10 protein-coding genes and 3 pseudogenes are annotated in these 18,331 nt (G+C 40.5%); 6 read left to right on the forward strand and 7 right to left on the reverse strand.

Going from position 1 to position 18,331, the window contains the following annotated elements; genetic code table 11:
- Positions 1 to 292: 292 nt before the first annotated feature.
- Entirely contained in the window at positions 293 to 1,474 is a 1,182-nt protein-coding gene (locus ACU8V8_RS06595; RefSeq protein WP_446889210.1) for a GGDEF domain-containing protein, read from the reverse strand.
- A 343-nt stretch (positions 1,475 to 1,817) separates the two neighbouring features.
- A pseudogene (locus tag ACU8V8_RS06600) lies at positions 1,818 to 3,397 on the reverse strand (BCCT family transporter).
- Between the two features lie 269 nt (positions 3,398 to 3,666).
- Here ACU8V8_RS06600 and ACU8V8_RS06605 point away from each other — a divergent pair.
- Positions 3,667 to 4,431: a hypothetical protein gene (locus ACU8V8_RS06605; RefSeq protein ID WP_446889211.1), complete on the forward strand. Its 765-nt coding sequence runs from the start codon at positions 3,667 to 3,669 to the stop codon at positions 4,429 to 4,431.
- On the opposite strand, the gene ACU8V8_RS06610 is transcribed toward ACU8V8_RS06605, so the two are convergent.
- Positions 4,428 to 5,447, reverse strand: a complete 1,020-nt coding sequence (locus ACU8V8_RS06610) for a LacI family DNA-binding transcriptional regulator (RefSeq protein ID WP_446889212.1) — start codon at positions 5,445 to 5,447, stop codon at positions 4,428 to 4,430. The two genes, ACU8V8_RS06605 and ACU8V8_RS06610, sit on opposite strands and share 4 nt — an antisense overlap.
- 324 nt (positions 5,448 to 5,771) lie before the next feature.
- On the opposite strand from ACU8V8_RS06610, the gene glk reads away from it, so the two are divergent.
- From glk to gap, 5 genes are all read left to right on the forward strand, one after another.
- On the forward strand, positions 5,772 to 6,773 hold the full coding sequence (gene glk, locus ACU8V8_RS06615) for a glucokinase (RefSeq protein ID WP_446889213.1): 1,002 nt from the start codon (positions 5,772 to 5,774) through the stop codon (positions 6,771 to 6,773).
- A 36-nt stretch (positions 6,774 to 6,809) separates the two neighbouring features.
- Positions 6,810 to 7,823, forward strand: coding sequence for a LacI family DNA-binding transcriptional regulator (locus ACU8V8_RS06620; protein ID WP_290208604.1), 1,014 nt, complete (start codon positions 6,810 to 6,812; stop codon positions 7,821 to 7,823).
- A 404-nt stretch (positions 7,824 to 8,227) separates the two neighbouring features.
- Complete coding sequence (gene edd / locus ACU8V8_RS06625; protein WP_446889600.1) at positions 8,228 to 10,078, forward strand: phosphogluconate dehydratase; 1,851 nt, start codon at positions 8,228 to 8,230, stop codon at positions 10,076 to 10,078.
- A 34-nt stretch (positions 10,079 to 10,112) separates the two neighbouring features.
- Complete coding sequence (eda, locus tag ACU8V8_RS06630) at positions 10,113 to 10,733, forward strand: bifunctional 4-hydroxy-2-oxoglutarate aldolase/2-dehydro-3-deoxy-phosphogluconate aldolase (protein WP_446889214.1); 621 nt, start codon at positions 10,113 to 10,115, stop codon at positions 10,731 to 10,733.
- A gap of 18 nt (positions 10,734 to 10,751) precedes the next feature.
- Positions 10,752 to 11,756, forward strand: coding sequence for a type I glyceraldehyde-3-phosphate dehydrogenase (gene gap / locus ACU8V8_RS06635; protein ID WP_087534501.1), 1,005 nt, complete (start codon positions 10,752 to 10,754; stop codon positions 11,754 to 11,756).
- A gap of 96 nt (positions 11,757 to 11,852) precedes the next feature.
- Here the strand turns inward: gap and ACU8V8_RS06640 are convergent.
- The 4 genes and pseudogenes from ACU8V8_RS06640 to ACU8V8_RS06655 form a co-directional block, all read right to left on the reverse strand.
- A pseudogene (locus ACU8V8_RS06640) lies at positions 11,853 to 13,126 on the reverse strand (leucine-rich repeat-containing protein kinase family protein).
- A gap of 79 nt (positions 13,127 to 13,205) precedes the next feature.
- Positions 13,206 to 13,871: a YebC/PmpR family DNA-binding transcriptional regulator gene (locus tag ACU8V8_RS06645; RefSeq protein ID WP_446889215.1), complete on the reverse strand. Its 666-nt coding sequence runs from the start codon at positions 13,869 to 13,871 to the stop codon at positions 13,206 to 13,208.
- A gap of 250 nt (positions 13,872 to 14,121) precedes the next feature.
- Positions 14,122 to 16,199, reverse strand: a pseudogene (locus ACU8V8_RS06650) (M13 family metallopeptidase).
- 109 nt (positions 16,200 to 16,308) lie between these two features.
- Positions 16,309 to 18,057 carry an ABCB family ABC transporter ATP-binding protein/permease gene (locus ACU8V8_RS06655; RefSeq protein ID WP_446889601.1) on the reverse strand — a complete coding sequence of 583 codons (1,749 nt, stop codon included), beginning with the start codon at positions 18,055 to 18,057 and terminating at the stop codon, positions 16,309 to 16,311.
- Between the last annotated feature and the right edge of the window lie 274 nt (positions 18,058 to 18,331).

An 18,331-nucleotide genomic window follows, 5' to 3' on the forward strand; every position in this document is an offset into this window, starting at 1 on the left:
TCGTACTTTTATCATTATTATTAACCGCAAAATAAAATTAAGCGATATTACTGTGTGTGGAAGCGCTTCCATAAGGTTGTAGATCTATTTGTTGGAAGCGCTTCCAGAAAGGCTAGTGGATTTTCCCCGTATCGTCAACTGTTGTGATTAATAAAATGTATTTAATAATTAACAATATAAAAAAAGCTATGCAAAATAAGCGGGTTGGCAGTATTCAATAAATGACAATATTTTTCTTTAATTAATTATTATATGAAAAACAGTGATGTGAAATGATTTGAAACTCGCAAAGTCATCTTATTTGTGCTGCTATATTTTCATTTGGTAGGAATTGATTTTGGTCAGTGCTTACGACTTGGTCACGCCCTTGAGATTTCGCAATGTACAAACGTTTATCTGCAAACTCTAATAGGCGCTTAATTGAGCATGAGTGGGTGTCACAACAACTTACTCCGGCACTAACTGAAAGGTTAAGTGTATTGCCTTTATATTTTAAGGTGTTTTCTCTTATGGCTAAACAAATATTTTGTGTAGTGCGTTTTGCTTGATTGAGGGTTTGCTCAGGTAACAAAATAGCAAACTCTTCACCACCGATGCGTGCAGCGATATCATTGTCATTAAGTTGGTTTAAAATATGCTGAGCAATCCACTTTATTGCCATATCACCGGTACTGTGACCATATTGATCATTCACTTTTTTAAAGTGATCTATGTCTATCATTACAACTGATAGTGCGTGTTTATGGGATTTTAATTCTTTGCTTATTTTATCACCGTTGATAAAGAAGCCCCTGCGGTTTAGCAAATTGGTGAGTGAATCGCGATTAACTAAACGTTGTAATTTAGCTTCTAAATCTGCAAATAGCACAAATGGCATGACGACAGCAGTAGCGGTTGCCAGTATTAAGTGATTAATTAGGATGACTTGTAACGGCTGGGTAAAATCATAAACAGTGATACTTATTAGTGGTGCTGCTAGAAGCGCGGCTTGAGTAAACATAATTAGACCGTGAATAGTAAAGCAAGCAAGTAGAATCTTCTGTTGTAAGTGGGCATTGGTGCTTGTTTTATAAACGATAGTTGCGGCATATAAAAATAGAGAGGCGATGATGATAGTTGTTAATAGCTGTCCGCTACTAAGATCGTATAAAGGCAGTAGCACCAGAGCACTTGTAGCTAATACAATAAAATATGGCAGGGCTGGTTTTGCATTATGTGACACTTTTTGCAAACCAATAATTGCTAAAAGGGGACTAGCAATTATAAATAAATCAGCTAGGTAATGCGTTATAAAAGGCTGCTCGATAACTAATCGCAGGCAGGCTAGCACTTCTGCAACAGCGAAGGTGCCGCAAGCAAGTGAAAAATATAAATAGCAGCGTTGCTTCTTATAAAAATAAACAGATAAAAAGAAACAACTTATTAAAATATTTAAAAGTAATGAGATGCCTATTACTGTAGGTAAATGCAGCATTTGAGGTTGCTCTGTGTTTAACTGTATTAATAGGTTAAGTATTATGTATTAGTTAATTCATAGCAAGCTAATCCTAATTAACCAGTTGAAAATAATAATATAGTTGTGCTTTATCAATGCTGAATAGTTGGTAAAGTCTCATTCAACTTACTTATATGGAAAATAAATGAACTATGTTTATTTCTGTGTTTCCACAAATAGTATGACCTTTTGGCTGATAAGTTCTACGATTTGTTTAAGTATAGGTATGCGATAGGGAGTTATCAAAGTTGGGCAAGGTTAAGTGCTAAATAGCCATAAAATAGCCATAATTGGTGAACGCTACCAATTATGGCTTAATCAGTTAATAATGTTTGACCTTACTAACTTCCGTTAACATGCCCTTTAATAAACTAAAACAACCGAGTACCAAAATAATAGTAAAAGGCAGTGCGGCAATAATAGTTATTGATTGCAATGCTTGTACTGATTCAGTACCGCCAACCCATAACATCACCATTGCTATCGCACCCGAAATAACAGCCCAAACAACTTTTTGCTTAATGGGTACTTCTAACTTACCACCTGCGGTCATACTATCGATGACAATAGAACCAGAGTCTAAGGTTGTTACAAAGAATACAATTATGAGCACAATAGCAACGATAGAAAGTATGTCGCCGATAGGGTAAGCGTCGAGCATATAAAATAAGCTTAAAGATACATCAGTAATACCTTGATCAAGACCAAGTTGACCAACCTTATCAATGATTTGCTTAATCGCTACGCCACCAAATACTGACATCCAAGCCGATGTCACTAATGTTGGAATTATCAATACGCAGAATAAAAACTCTCTAACAGTATGGCCCTTAGAGATACGTGCTACAAACATACCAAAAAAAGGGTGCATAGGCTACCCACCATGCCCAGTAGAAAACTGTCCAGCCGTGCAACCAGGTCGTGTCTTCTCGTCCACTGACAAGGCTCAAGGGGATAATGTTTTTTACATAGGAAACCATAGCCGTTATAACAGAGTCAAGTACGGTGGTGAAATTCAAAATGGTGATCAAAACTAGAAATGCAATTGCGATAACCATATTGATGTTGCTGAGTAATTTTACACCGCCGTCGAGTCCTCGGATCACAGAAATGATAGCTAAGCCCATTATTAACACGATAATACCCAGCTGTAAGAAGAGACTATTCGTAAAGCCAAATACATGACTAATGCCACTAGCGGCTTGTGAACCACCAAGGCCAAGGGAGGTTGAGAGGCCAAATAGTGTCACTAATACAGTGAGTACATCAATTACATCACCGAGTTTGCCCCAAACATGTTCACCTAAAATAGGATAAAACACTGAGCGCATAGAAAGCGGCAGGCCTTTATTATAAGCAAAATAAGCTAAACAAAGCGCTACCACGCCATAAATTGCTCAAGCGTGTAAGCCCCAGTGAAATACAGTTGCACCAAGCGCCAACTCTCGGTCTTGTTCAGTGAACGCTTCTGCATTTAACGGTGTTCCAAACCAATTAGTATAAAATGCGGTAGGCTCGGCAACCCCCCAGAAAATCAAACCTATGCCCATGCCTGCAGCAAATAACATTGAGATCCACGATACGGTTGAAAAAATCAGTTTTAGCTTTATCACCCCCTAAACGAATTTTTCCTAATGGTGAAAAAGCGATAGCAACAGCGAAGAGCAATAAAATATTGGCTCCCCAAATAAACAAGTAATCAAAGTTTGATAGCACTGAACTTTTGATAGAATCAATAGCGGCTTTCGCAGCGCTTGGCTCTAACAGCAATAAAGTAATGATAAAAAGTAAAGATAAACCAACGGATGTTGTAAATACGGTGTTATGTATATCCATTCCCCATTTACTTACGTTATCTTGGCCAATCTCGTAGTCGGTAGAGTCGATACTGTATTTTTTGATTTAAAAGCCATAGTATTTAACATTTTAGTATTCGAGAGCTTAAATACTAAAACTAACTCCCTAAATTGGTTAATGTTTTATTTGATTCCATCATATAGTAAATTTTTATGATTTGTAAAATAATCGAGTGAGAGATGCTTTGAATGTGTTTTTAGCGTGATTTAATTCATATTCTAGCTTAAAGCATTAAAAAATCTGTACTATTTATCTGGCTTTGCTGTATCAATAAAGGTACTTTAGGGTGTGTTATTTATACGGTGAAAAGTGATATGGAAACCCCCAATTTTTTAATGACAGGTTTAACGTTAATATCTTTGCTATCAATTAATGCATTTAGCGCAGAGGTGGATTTTAGTTCAAATCCATTTCTAGAGGAAAACAAACACGTGCAAGGACCACAGGTGTTTTCTTTTTCAAAGCAGCCAGAAAGAGTCCCTGATATTTTTCCCGGTTCTAACTATGTGGAATTGGCAAAACAAACTCAAGTTAATGGATTTGCTTTAGTAGAGCCTGACAAGGTTATTGATTTAACTACTTGGATAGAAGGTTTTACGCAGTACACCGAAACTTTTTCAAAAAAATTAAAACCCTTACTATTGGCTGAGCAATCAGATTATGATCAAAGCCATTTAGTCAATAAGTTTGCTGCTGATATAGATAATCTGGAATCTGTAATAGACAAAGAGTTTACAGTGAAAAGTAAAAACTTGGGGGGGAATTTTATAGCAGGCAAAGGGTGGGATCACCTCACATACATAGTTACCCACCCCGACTATGAAGTTGTGGTAATTGAAGTGCAAGCATTTGATGAAAACTCAGGGTCGGTAATGGACGCTGATGCGATAAATTACCGAGTTAAAGGTAGTCCTGCTGTACTTTATGTATTGCAAGATAAAGCCGGTAACGCATCTACGCAGCTTTCATGGTTAACACCACAGGCATCGTACAATATTCAACTTGAAAAAAACGTAAATACGGTGGCATTACAAAGCAAATTTAATACCTTAGTAGAGATAATTACACCAGATGATTAAATACTTGAACCGCGAATGATCAATCGTGGTGGTAGTAAAGTGTTTTCAACTTCATCACCGCGTATTAGCTTAAGTAAATTATTTACCAGCATTTGACCAGCAAGGGTTGTGTCTTGCTGTACCGTAGTAAGTGGGGGGTTTGTAAAACTGGCTACTGCAATGTTATCAAACCCAACTACATGCACATCCTTGGGGACTTTTATACCGGCTTCTTTTAGTGCTCTAATCGCACCTATCGCAATTAAATCACTGGCTGCAAACAAAGAGTTGAATGCGATATTATTAGCAATTAACGAACGTGTAGCGTGGTAGCCAGACTCTTCAGTAGAAATAGCATTGGCCATCTTACGTTCGCTTAAGCTTACACCGTTGCGGTTAAACTCGTCTTTGAAACCTTGATAGCGGGCAAAAAATTCAGGACTGTGTTCTGATGCATCACCAATAAATGCGCAATCTTTGCGATTGCTTTTTAACAGATGCTCAGCCGCAAGTCTTCCGCCTCCGTAATTATCACAGCTAACCGTTAAGTCTGGGCGATTATCAACACTGGCTCCCCAGCAAACAAACTTTGTATTTTGCTCTATTAGGCTTCTGAATTTTGCTTGGTAATCTACATAATCACCATAACCTAATAATATGATGCCATCAGCGCGATGGCTATCTTCGTAATCGGCTTGCCAATCTGCGCTGGTGGATTGAAATGAAACCAGTAAATCATAACCTTCGCTAGCACACGCGCGGGTGATACTGCCAAGCATTGCGAGAAAGAATGGGTTTATTTGCGAATCATCAGCAGTCGGGTCTTCAAACAGCAATAAAGCAAGTGTACTGCTTTGTTGTGTACGCAAATTACTGGCATTTTTATCTACTTTGTAATTAAGCTGTTTGGCTACGTCAAAAACGCGTTTACGCGTTTCTTCATTCACTAATGGGCTATTACGTAATGCACGCGATACAGTAGATTGTGAAACCCCTGCGTAGTGGGCAATATCAAATGATGTAGCTTTACCTTTCATATACACAACCTAATAAGAGACGACGTAAGCAAACTGCTAACACTTCGAACCATTTTCGTTTATTTGTTAATTTTTTCAAGCAATTTATCAGGATTTGAATATTTATATTGATCCCAACCTGACACCGGTGTCATAATGTCGGTGTTTTATCATTTTGTTGTCAAAACGTATTAGCTGCCCATTTATGGGCAGCATTTTTTACTAGGATAGCTACTTTGAGGTGATAGCTCAAAGTTTATCTCATAGCGATGGCAAAGCCGTTGAAACTATAATAATAAGCTTGGTTATAGCTATTTAATAAACCGCTTAGACAAAAGAGAAAACATGAACAGTTGCAACCTAAATACAGAATTCGCCCCCATTTTAGTCGCCGATATTGGCGGTACTAATGCTCGCTTTGCTTTGATTACTGCGTTCAAACCTGAGCTGAACCAATTTGTAATTGAGCATAATATCACATTTCCAAGCGCCGACTTTGCTTCTTTAGAGGCCGCACTTGCGCATTATTTATCGCAAGTAAGCCATATTAAACCGACACGCGCATGCCTTGCTGTTGCAGGACCTATAAAAGCAGGGCAAGTACACCTGACAAATTTAGGCTGGCATTTTAGTGTTGATCAAGTTAAGGCCGAATTTAATTTTGCACAACTTGAAGTTATTAATGACTTTGCAGCATTTGCTTATGCCGCACCCTACTTGGATTTAAAACAGAATATTACCGTTAAAGCCGGGCAAGCTGATACCGATGCAACTATAGCCGTTATGGGGCCTGGTACCGGTTTTGGCGCGGCAAGCTTAGTTAGAAGCAGTCAAGGCAGTGCCGTTCTCAGCTGTGAAGCAGGTCATATTAGCCTTGCCGCAGTTAATGAACTCGACTCTCAGCTGATTAATGAATTACGCAAACAGTTAGCCCATGTGTCAGTAGAAACAGTATTTTCAGGCCCAGGTATTAGCCACTTGTATCAAGCTATGGCAGCCGTTAAGGGTGTTGAAGCAAAAAACTTAACAGCGGCACAAATCAGTGAACTAGCAAATAGCGGAGAATGTAGTGTGTGCGATGCCACACTGAATCAATTTTGTGATTGGATTGGTAGTGTAGCAGGGGATTTGGCACTTACTTTTGGTGCGTTAGGTGGTGTATTTATTGGGGGCGGTATTTTACCTCGCATGCAAGCTCGTTTATTAGCGAGTCGTTTTGTAGAGCGTTTTACGGCTAAAGGGATTATGTCTCAGTATGTTGGCCAAATACCGGTAACCTTGGTTACTCAGGATAATATTCCGCTTATTGGTGCCGCAGCTTGCTTGCATGTCAATGAGCAGGCATAAAACATCGCTTTATAAGGGTGTCATTGGGAAGGTTGGATGAAAAAAGTTACTATAAATAGTGTTGCAAGTTATGCTGGTGTGTCTAAAAAGACGGTATCACGGGTTTTAAATAATGAGCCTAACGTCAGCGATGCGACCCGTGAAAAAGTTCTAAAAGTATTTAAAGAACTTGATTACACGCCCAATCCAATTGCCCGAGGGTTAGCGCAGAACCGAAGTTTTATTATTGGTTGCATCTACGATAACCCCAGTAAAAGTTATATCACGCGTGTACAAACCGGTGCTTTGGCTGCCTGCCAAGAGAATAATTATAACTTGCTGATTCATCCGTGTGATTTGCGAGGCGATGCCTTGATCAGCAATATTGAGCATTTAATTCAAACTTCACGGCTCGATGGTTTAGTACTTACGCCGCCATTTTCAGACTTTAAAGTGCTGGTTGATTTCCTCAAAGCTAAAAAAATACCTTATGCTCGGGTTGCATCAGCAGTACTTGATGATGAGTCTATTTCAGTGCGCAGTAATGATGAGCAGGGGGCATTTGAAATTACAGAGCATTTAATTCGTTTGGGTCATAAGTCAATCGCATTTATTAAAGGCCACCCTGATCACAGTGCGACAGAACAACGTTTTAATGGGTACTTAAGAGCACTTAATACCCATGGTATTGAATTCAACGAGCGTTTAGTTGAAGAAGGTAACTTTAGTTATCACTCCGGTGTTGATAGTGCACGCAGCATATTAGATTTGAGTCCACGTCCAACGGCTGTCTTTGCATCGAATGATTACATGGCTGCGGCAGTACTTAAATTAGCAACTCAGCGCCAATTAAAGGTGCCTGATGATATTTCAATTGCCGGCTTTGATAATGCCCCGATTGCGCGGCATATTTGGCCTGGGTTAACAACCATTGCTCAGCCCGTTGAAGATATGACTAAGCAAGCGGTTACCAAACTGATCGAGCATATTGCTGAGCCACAAGAGGCGCCTTATCAAGTGACGCTTGAAGCGCGTTTAATCACCCGCGAGTCAACTGCACAAATCAAATAACTTTTTAACGCCTGCCAACCTTATTAAATCAATTAGTAGCTTACCCGAGTGTTGAATACTCTGCACTTGGGTATATACCATTTTTATAATAAATAGCCCAAGCTAAATAATAATAAGATGCGTTTAGTTATTTTGATGTCGAGAAACCTCCTTTATTTTAAATTTCAAGTGATCATTATTTGGTCATTTTAAATAATTATACTAAATTTAAGTGATAAGGTTGACACCGGTGTCACAGTCATGCGTTAATACAGTGACACCGGTGTCAGGTTGATTGTGAGAGACAACCTGACAACGTATACCTTTGAACGGGTAAATCAAAGATGCTCAGTGCAATTACATTCGTGGAGTATGTGGTTGCCACTGAGCCTTTATCCTCTAACCATAGAGATGAGTCGAATTTTATGTTGCATCCTCGTATTCAAGAAGTCACCGAACGCGTTATCGAACGCAGTAAAACAACCCGCCAAGCCTATTTAGATCGTATTAATCACGCAAAAAAACAAACAAGAGTTCGTTCAGGTCTAGGTTGCGGAAATATTGCCCATGTTATGGCTGCATGTAGCAGCGATGACAAAGCTCGCTTAAAAGCAGACGAGCAGCCAAATTTGGCTATTATCAACTCATATAACGACATGCTTTCTGCGCATGTACCGTATAAAGATTTTCCAGATCTAATTAAAGACATTGCGACTAAATATGATGCCACAGCACAAGTAGCCGGGGGTGTACCCGCTATGTGTGATGGTGTTACACAGGGTCGTGATGGCATGGAGTTATCGCTTTTTTCTCGTGACGTTATTGCAATGTCTACTGCGGTATCACTGTCGCACGATGTATTTGACGGTGTATTTTGTTTAGGTGTGTGTGACAAAATTGTCCCAGGCCTTTTAATTGGCGCATTATCTTTTGGTCATTTACCTGTGTACTTTTTACCAGCAGGGCCTATGCAATCAGGTATTCCGAATAAAGAAAAAGCCCGTGTACGTCAAAAGTTTGCCCAAGGTTTAGTGAGCCGTGATGAGCTTCTAGAAGCTGAAAGCGCGTCTTACCACAGTGCGGGTACCTGTACTTTTTACGGGACTGCCAACTCAAACCAAATGTTAATGGAAATAATGGGGTTACACCTTCCAGGTAGCTCATTCATTAACCCGTACACAGAGTTGCGTGATGGCTTAACTGGCAATGCAGTCGAGACCATGTTGAAGCAGCTAATTCAAACTAAAGATGCTAATACGCTTGCTGATGTGGTAACTGAAAAAACCATTATTAATGGCTTAGTTGGTTTGCTATCAACGGGTGGCTCCACTAACCATGCTATTCACTTAGTTGCCATAGCTAAAGCGGCAGGTGTTCAATTAACGTGGAAAGACATGTCAGATCCATCTGAAGTGGTACCACTTTTAACCCGTATTTATCCAAATGGCTCTGCTGATGTTAACCATTTCCAAGCAGCGGGTGGCATGGGCTTCTTAATGAAGCAATTAGTAGGAGCGGGTTTCTTACATAATGACGTTAAGACGATTGTGGGTGAAGGCCTTGAAGCGTATACACAAGAGCCTCGTCTAGACACCGACAACAACTTGATCATGACCGACAGCTCTGGTCCAAGCAAAGTTAAATGGGTTCCTTGCCCTGAAAAATCACTTGATGAAGAAGTGCTTCGTCCAGTTGATAATCCATTTAGCAAACAAGGTGGTTTACAGCTTTTAACTGGTAATTTAGGTAAAGCGGTTATCAAAGTATCGGCGGTAGCAATAGAGCATCAAGTAGTAACGGCACCGGCTAAAGTATTTAGCTCGCAAGGTGCGCTGCAAGAAGCTTATTCCCGCGGTGAACTAAACCAAGATTTCATTGCGGTTTTAAAAGAACAAGGTCCTAAAGCGAAAGGCATGCCAGAATTACATAAGCTCACACCTGTAATGGCAACATTACAAGATCAGGGCTTTAAAGTGGCAATTGTTACTGATGGCCGTATGTCAGGGGCATCAGGTAAAGTGCCCGCAGCCATACACCTAGCGCCTGAAGCGGTTGAAGGGGGCATTATTGCAAAAATTCATGAGGGTGATTTAGTCACACTTGATGCACCTGCAGGTATTTTAAAACTGCATGTAAGTGATGATGAAATTGCACAACGTGAACTACAACTTAGTCCTGCAGCGTTAACATTTGGTACAGGACGTGAGTTATTTGAAGGATTCAGAAACATTGTAAGTAGCGCAGATTTAGGCGCTAGTGCGTTTGGAATAGAATAATAATCAGCCATTTACAGGGTAATGAGGACATACAATGAGCATAGAAAAAATCTTATCATCGGCACCGGTTGTGCCAGTAGTGGTGATAGACAAACTTGAAGATGCCGCACCGCTCGCTAGAGCACTTTATAACGGTGGTCTAAAAGCATTGGAAATTACATTGCGTACGCCAATTGCAGCAGAAGCTGTCAAGTTGATGAAAGCAGAAGTACCACAAGCCTATGTCGGCACAGGCACAGTCATTGATAAAGCAAGCTTTGATGCATCTGTAGCTGCGGGTGCTGACTTTATGGTGAGCCCAGGTGTCAACGACGAGCTTTTAGCGCTAGCTAAAGACAGCGACATTCCATTTTTGCCAGGTGCAGCGACACCGAGCGAAGTGATGAAACTAGCGAGCCATGGCTTTAAGTTTTTAAAGTTCTTCCCAGCTGAAGCTGCGGGCGGTACAGCCATGCTTAAATCTATTGGCGCACCATTACCACAAGTTACCTTTTGCCCAACAGGTGGCATTAGTTTAGCGACGGCACCCAATTACTTAGCATTAAGTAATGTGATTTGTGTAGGTGGAACCTGGATGCTAGATAAACAACTTATTGAAAACAAAGACTGGCAAGCCATTGAAGCGCTTGCTCGCCAAGCAAGTGAAGTTAAATAATTAAAGGGGAATTTTGAAATGATTAATGTAGCAATTAATGGCTATGGCCGTATTGGTCGCAATGTATTACGTGCACTTTATGAGTCAGTGCAAAATAACGATATTAAAATCGTTGCAATTAATGACTTAGCACCGGCTAACGTAAATGCACACCTTACTCAATTTGATTCAGTGCATGGTCAATTTTCTCAAAAAGTAACCCTTGCTGATAACACAATGCTCATTGGCGATGACGTAATTACCCTGACACAAGAGCGTGATCCAGCAAACTTACCGTGGAAAGAGCTAAACGTTGATATCGTTTTAGAATGTACAGGCTTTTTCACTAAGCGTGATGATGCTGCTAAGCATATTGCTGCTGGTGCGAAAAAAGTGATTGTTTCAGCCCCTGGTACTGATTTAGATGCAACCGTTGTTCATGGTGTTAACAGCGATGTAATTAACGCAGACAGCAACATTATTTCGAATGCATCTTGTACGACTAACTGTTTAGCGCCAATTGCAAAAGCTATTAACGACACTGTAGGTATTGAACAAGGCAGCATGACAACAATCCATGCTTACACGAATGACCAAAACCTATCAGATGTTTATCACCCTGATTTATACCGTGCACGTAGTGCGACACAATCTATGATCCCAACTAAAACAGGTGCAGCAAAAGCAGTAGGCTTAGTATTACCTGAACTTGCGGGTAAACTTGATGGTATGTCGGTACGTGTTCCAACAATTAACGTATCATTGGTTGATTTTACCTTTATCACTAAGCGCGAAACAACAGCTGCTGAAATCAATGAAGTGATGAAAGCCGCTGCTGAAGGCTCAATGAAAGAAATCCTAGAGTACAACGAGCTTCCGCTTGTTTCTATTGATTTTAATCATAACCCAGCGTCATCAATTTTTGATTCAACGCAAACTAAAGCCGAAGGCAAATTAGTTAAAGTAATGGCTTGGTATGATAACGAATGGGGTTTCTCAAACCGCATGTTAGACCAAGTTAAAGCACTCGGTCAGTACTTATAATTGATCCTATAAAAGTTTAGCTTTATCCACCAAAGCCGCGTAAATCGCGGCTTTTTTATGTTTAAATCCCTGACTTTACCGTGCTATTTAACAGTGTTAAAGAAGCGCGCTTAGAGTGGATAAATTCGGGCGTAGAGTGACTTCTCTATTCATACATTGCGCCGCAATGTGCTGCAGTTTAGCTACTGTTGCGTTAGTCTCATCACAGACATTGAGTAAATCATCAATTAAGCAGCCAATAGCTCTTACTTCTATCATTTGCATTTGCAGGCGTTGATAGTCAGTAAGTGAATCTAGATTTGTCGCTGCACCAAAGTCGCCAAACAATACCTTGTATTCATCGTTTATCATCATGTTATGGGCGTAAACATCGCCGTGGCTTACTTTATTAGTATGTAAGTGGGCAAGGGAACTGACCATTTGTTTTACAATGTGCTCAATTGCTTGGGCACTAAAATGGGTATGCTCAGGAAAGGTATCGCGAGTACAGGTTTCAAGGGATGGTGGTAACCCAAGATTTTGATAATCTTGGCTTATCAGCTCCATAACAAGGCCTAACTGCTCTGGGGTATCAATATACGCAAGCACCTTGATAAGATTTGTGTGAACGCCGGCCTGTAAACAGCAGTTTACTTCATCGAGAGGGTAGCCATCACTGGTGATCGCCCCTTTAAATAGCTTTAATGCCACGTTTTGTTGTTGCCAATCAGCTAAATGAATTATGCCCGATGCACCTTCACCAATTTGTTTTAGAAGCGTAAACTCGTTGAGTTTAGCTTGCTCCAGAGCGGCGTTTTGTAACGATTGTGATTTATTAAAGTCGTTACCGGCAAAGGCAAGCCAAGTAAGTTTGGGCAGCTCAAACAACCAATTATCTATATGGGTTAGTTTATTTGCAGATAAACGTACAAGCTCAAGTGCTTGGCAGTGTTGCATACTTTGCGGCAAACACGGTATTTTATTGCCCGCAAGTGCCAATTTGCGTAGCTGAGTTAGCTCACCAAAAGACTCAGGCAATTGCTCGATACAGTTATCGGTTAAAATTAGCCATTGGGTTGTAAGCGGTAAGCTATGTTCAGTAAATTCACTAATTTGGTTGCCTTTAAACGCAATCATGACGAGGGCTGGGCACTTTGCTAACACGGGGGAATGTGCTTAAACTGATTAAACGATAAAAACACCCGTTTTAATTTGCTCAGGCAAGCAAACTCATCGGGTAAATCTGATAGTTGGTTATTAGATAAATCGAGTACTTCGAGAGTGTCGTGTAGAGTAAAAATTTCTGCGGGAAAAGAGTCCAACTGTTCGACTAATTGTAAGCGTTTTGCCCCAACTAATTGACCACTGCGAAGCTGTTCAAGGGTATTCAAAATACAATTCCGTTTATTATGTTTAAAAATTAAAAAGGCCAAACTAAGTTGGCCTATTTTTAAGTCTTAATGAATGTTATTAAAACTGTGCGTTGTGGTACACGTTTTGTACGTCGTCACAATCTTCAAGCATAGCTAAAAAGCGTTCCATTACTTCCACGTCTTCCCCTTCGATTGGGGCTTCTACCTGTGGCACAAATGCAATTAAATCTTCGTCGAACTCTGTGATACCCATTTCTTCAAGAGCTGTGCGGGTGTTGTTGTATTCGGTGTGAGGAGCAAATACAGTGACTTTACCTGATTCGACTTCTACATCTGTTACATCAACATCGGCCATCATCAGCGCTTCTAATACGGCTTCATCGTCATCACCGTCAAATACAAAAATAGCAAGGTGATCAAATAAGTGAGAGACTGAGTTTTGCGCACCAATTTTTGCATTTGCTTTGGTAAAACACACGCGCACGTCAGCAAATGTACGTTTATTGTTATCGGTTAAGCAATCTACAATGATCATGCAATTACCCGGACCATAGCCTTCATAGCGCGTTGCAGCGTAATCTTCACCGCCGCCGCCTTTGGCTTTGTCGATAGCACGCTCAATTACATGCGCAGGGACTTGGTCTTTCTTTGCGCGCTCAATTAAACGGCGAAGTGCTAAGTTACCATCGGTATCAACACCGCCATTTTTAGCGCAAATATAAATTTCTTTTTCCGTACTTTGAGTAAACTTTTGTTTTAGCACCCGCAGTTTTAGCCATTGAATCTTTTTTGTTTTGGTAAGCTCTTCCCATCTGCGTTTCGCCTTAAATGTTTTTTAAAAGTATAAATTTTGTAATGCCGTATTCTAAAGGTAAATTTCGGGTAGGGCTAGTAAGTATTCGAAGATTAAAGTGCGAGCAGTGATAATGAGCCCGCTTTAGGGCTGTAAGAATAAAATAACCCGCGAATGCGGGTTATTTTACGGTTTATGATTTTTTATTCACGGGTATAAGTTACCAAATACGTACACGCTCTTCCTCAGGTAAGTAAAGTGCATCACCAGGTTTTACATCAAATGCTTTGTACCAAGCGTCATGGTTACGCGGGGCTTGTGCTCTGAAGCGACCTGGCGCGTGCGTGCCACCACGAAGTTGGTTTAGCATACTTTGCTCTGTACGTTTTTCCTTCCATACTTGCGCCCAAGCTAGAAAGAAACGTTGATCGCCCGTTAAGCCGTCGATAACTGGCGCTTCTTTACCATTTAAGCTTAATTTGTATGCATGATAAGCCATTGCTAAGCCGCCCACATCACCAATGTTTTCACCTAGGCTGTTACGGCCATTGACAAAGTTACCTGGGATAGGCTCGTACTGGCTGTACTGGGCTGCAAGCTGATCGGCTTTAGCATCAAATGCTGCACGGTCGGCGTCTGTCCACCAGTTGCGTTGTACACCATTGGCATCTGACTTAGAGCCTTGATCATCAAAACCATGCCCCATTTCATGACCAATGACAGCACCTATGCCACCATAGTTAACGGCTGGATCGGCATTTGGATCAAAAAATGGCGGTTGTAAAATAGCCGCAGGAAATACAATTTCGTTAAACGAGCTATTGTAGTAAGCGTTAACGCGTTGTGGTGTCATACCCCAGCGATTACGATCGGTTTTTTCAAGCTCTTTGGCAACGCTATCAGCTCTAAAGAATTCACGGGTGTTTTTAACATTCCCCATTAAATCAGTTTTACTAATTGTTAAACCATCATAGGACTGCCATACATCTGGGTAACCAATTTTTGGTACAAATGCGGCTAATTTAGCATGCGCATTGACTTTGGTTTCTTCGCCCATCCAATCGAGGTTATCAATACGTTCACCGAGGGCGGTGCGTAAGTTTTCAACTAGCTCAGACATTTGTTGTTTGGATGACTCAGGGAAGTAACGTTCAACATACACTTTACCAATCGCAAAACCTAACGATGTGGTTCCTGACATTTGGTTAATAGCACGTTTCCAGCGAGGACGAGGCTGCTGTTGACCGTTTAACTCTTTACCATAAAAATCAAAGTTGGTATTAAAGACTTCTTCTGATAATAGTGACGCGTTACCGCTCAGTGCGTGATACGTTAAGTAGTCTTTCCATACAGCTAAACCTTCTTGATTGATTAGCTCAATCATGGCTTTAACAGGTTCTGGTTGAGAAACATTAAGCTGCGGTACTTTATAGCCCGTTTGCGCAAAATAAAGATCCCAATTAAAATCGGGGTAGGTTGTGCTGAGTTCGTCCCGTTTTATTTGATTTAATGTAAGATCGCGATTGCGGCGTTTTTCACGAGGCCAATGACCTTGTGCAATTTTTTGTTTCAAGCGCTAAGATTGATTTTGCTCGCTCAGTGCTGTTATCAACGCCTGCCAATGTTAGCATCTCACTGATATGTGCTACATACGCAGCGCGCGTTTTTTCAAAGCGTTCAGAATCTTCTAGGTAATAAGAACGATCTGGTAAACCTAGCCGCCAGCGCCTAAAGACATTTCATACTTATTAGGATCAAGCCGGTTAAACCACATGCCACCGCCAATCGGTGAATTTACACCAGATAGCCATGATTGACCAAACAGCTTAGTTAAGTCGTCAGTTGACGAAACTGCGCTAATATCATTAAGTAAAGGCTTAATAGGGGCTAAGCCTAATTTATTAAGCGTTTCGGTATCCATGTAGGCATTGTAAAAATCAGCAATTAATTGCTCTTCTGCATTTAAATCATCACGTGCTGCGATTTCTTCAATGATTTCTTTAACACGCTCTTCGCTGCGCTCTGCTAAAGCAGAAAATGCGCCATAGCGAGTTTTGTCTGCTGGCATTTCGTAGTTGTCATACCATGTACCACTGGCGTACATAAAAAGTCGTCGCCAGGCTTCACTGCTTCATTACGCGCAGAAAGATCAACACCAAAGCTACCAAGCTCTGCAGTTTGTTCTGTTACAGTGGTTTCTGTGGCTGTTTTAGGTGTGGGTGTATCAGTTGTTTCAGGTTTTGAACAACCGACTAAAAACATAGCAGCGAGAGTAGCCGCAATAAGTGTTTTTTTCATTGAATTGCCTTTATTATTTTTTATTTAGTTTTAATGAACAATTGTTATTGAGAATGGTGTACAAAACAAATTATTTGAGTTGAATCCCTTAACAGCTCGATAAGTTGAGCTAGTTTGTGGGTTTGGTTTGTTGTAACTGCCACATATGTGCATACTCTCCTTGCTTTTCAAGCAATACTTGATGAGTACCCTGCTCAACTAATCGACCGTGTTTAAGCACAATTATATTATCAGCATCAGTAATGGTTGATAATCGATGGGCAATAACAATACTTGTATGATTGCTAGCAACTTCTTGCATGGCGCTCAAAATAGCTTGCTCAGAATGAGAGTCAAGTGCTGAAGTTGCTTCGTCAAAAATTAAAATAGGGGATTTTTTTAAGATAGCTCGAGCAATCGCTATGCGCTGTTTTTCGCCGCCAGACACTTTTAATCCGCGCTCACCTACTAAAGTTTGATCGCCTTTTTCTAAGCTGTTAATAAAATCAGTTAAATGTGCCATGGTAATGGCAGTATCAACCTCTTCATCAGTGGCCGCAGGTCGCCCGTAGGCAATGTTTTCCCGTATGCTGGTATTAAACAATACGGTGTCTTGCGGCACGATGGCGATAGCTTGGCGTAAACTATGCAGTGTTACTTCGTTAATTGCTTGTTCGTCAATGGTTATAGTGCCTGCGGTTGTATCGTAAAAACGATAAAATAAGCGTGCTAATGTACTTTTACCTGCACCACTTGCGCCTACAATGGCAACTTTACTATTAGCAGCTATTTTAAAACTTAAATTATTAATGATAGGGCGATTATTATGATAGTAGAATTCTACAGCGTTAAAGCTTATCTCTCCTTTAGTTAGCAATAGCGGTTTAGCACCTACTTTATCTATTATGGTTGGTTTTCGAGTAAGAAGCCCGAGCATGTTTTCTAAGTCGGTAAGAGCGCGGCGAATTTCCCTGTACACAAAGCCTAAAAAGTTGAGCGGTAAAAATAACTGAATCATGTAGGCGTTAATCATCACAAGTTCACCAATAGTCAGTTGCCCAGATACAACATCTGCTGCGCCAAGCCACATTAATGCGGTAATGGCACCTGCTATGATGAGTGCTTGACCTGAATTGAGCGCTAATAGAGACAATCTGTTTTTAAGCCTGGCATGCTCCCAGGTAGCTAAAAAAGTATCGTAATTACTTTCTTCAAATTGTTCATTATTAAAGTATTTCACGGTTTCATAGTTAAGTAGGCTATCTACTGCGCGACTATTACTGTTGTTATCGGCTTGGTTAGCTTCGCGGATGAATCGGTTACGCCATTGAGTGACACTAACCGTAAAGGTAATATAAACAATTACTGCGAGCAAAGTCACAAGGGCAAACCAAGGTGAAAATAATGTCGCAAATATAACCGCAACAATCACTATTTCTAGTAATGTTGGCACGATATTAAACATTAAGAAACGCATTAAAAAACTGAGGCCTTTAGTACCACGTTCAATATCACGGCTAATGCCACCGGTTTGTCGATCTAAATGAAAACCCAGTTCAAGAGCATGTAGATGCTTAAACACTTTTAGACCAATGTGACGCATGGCATGTTCTGTGACACGTCCGAATAGGGCATCCCGCACTTCACCTAAAAACACGCCAGCAAAACGAAGCCCACCATACAGTACCAATAAGGCTATAGGCACTATCAATACGGCATGTAAGTTACCGTCGACTGCATCAATGATTTCTTTTAACGCCCAAGGCATTAAAAGTGTGGCACCTTTTGCGCCTACAAGTGCCAGTAAAGCTAAAACGACACGACCTTTAAATGCTATTAAATAGGGCCAAAGTGTTTTAATACTTTGGCTGAGATTCATCGCGTCTTGATGTTTTGTTACTTCTTTTTGGCCGGCACCGCGCATATTTTTCCTGATTAATTAATACGTTATTAAGTCTGATAGTAAAGTCGAGTATAAACTTTAATGACAGCTATACTCAAATAATTCAGCCATACCCTTGGGTATAATAAATTCTTAACACTGAGTTAAATACAGGATGTAAGAATATGAAAATGATTGAATATAGGCCACACATAAAGAAAATACACCACTTGAGTCTTTTCATTTTGAATGGCGGGATTTACATGATGAA

It is taken from the genome of Pseudoalteromonas sp. SaAl2, from assembly GCF_052947895.1.

Bases quoted from the DNA above. Each gene is read 5' to 3' on its own strand.
- edd (WP_446889600.1), top strand. From the start codon at position 8,228: ATGTTGCATCCTCGTATTCAAGAAGTCACCGAACGCGTTATCGAACGC.
- gap (WP_087534501.1), top strand. From the start codon at position 10,752: ATGATTAATGTAGCAATTAATGGCTATGGCCGTATTGGTCGCAATGTA.
- ACU8V8_RS06620 (WP_290208604.1), top strand. From the start codon at position 6,810: ATGAAAAAAGTTACTATAAATAGTGTTGCAAGTTATGCTGGTGTGTCT.
- ACU8V8_RS06595 (WP_446889210.1), bottom strand. From the start codon at position 1,474: ATGCTGCATTTACCTACAGTAATAGGCATCTCATTACTTTTAAATATT.
- ACU8V8_RS06610 (WP_446889212.1), bottom strand. From the start codon at position 5,447: ATGAAAGGTAAAGCTACATCATTTGATATTGCCCACTACGCAGGGGTT.
- ACU8V8_RS06605 (WP_446889211.1), top strand. From the start codon at position 3,667: ATGGAAACCCCCAATTTTTTAATGACAGGTTTAACGTTAATATCTTTG.
- ACU8V8_RS06655 (WP_446889601.1), bottom strand. From the start codon at position 18,057: ATGAATCTCAGCCAAAGTATTAAAACACTTTGGCCCTATTTAATAGCA.
- eda (WP_446889214.1), top strand. From the start codon at position 10,113: ATGAGCATAGAAAAAATCTTATCATCGGCACCGGTTGTGCCAGTAGTG.
- glk (WP_446889213.1), top strand. From the start codon at position 5,772: ATGAACAGTTGCAACCTAAATACAGAATTCGCCCCCATTTTAGTCGCC.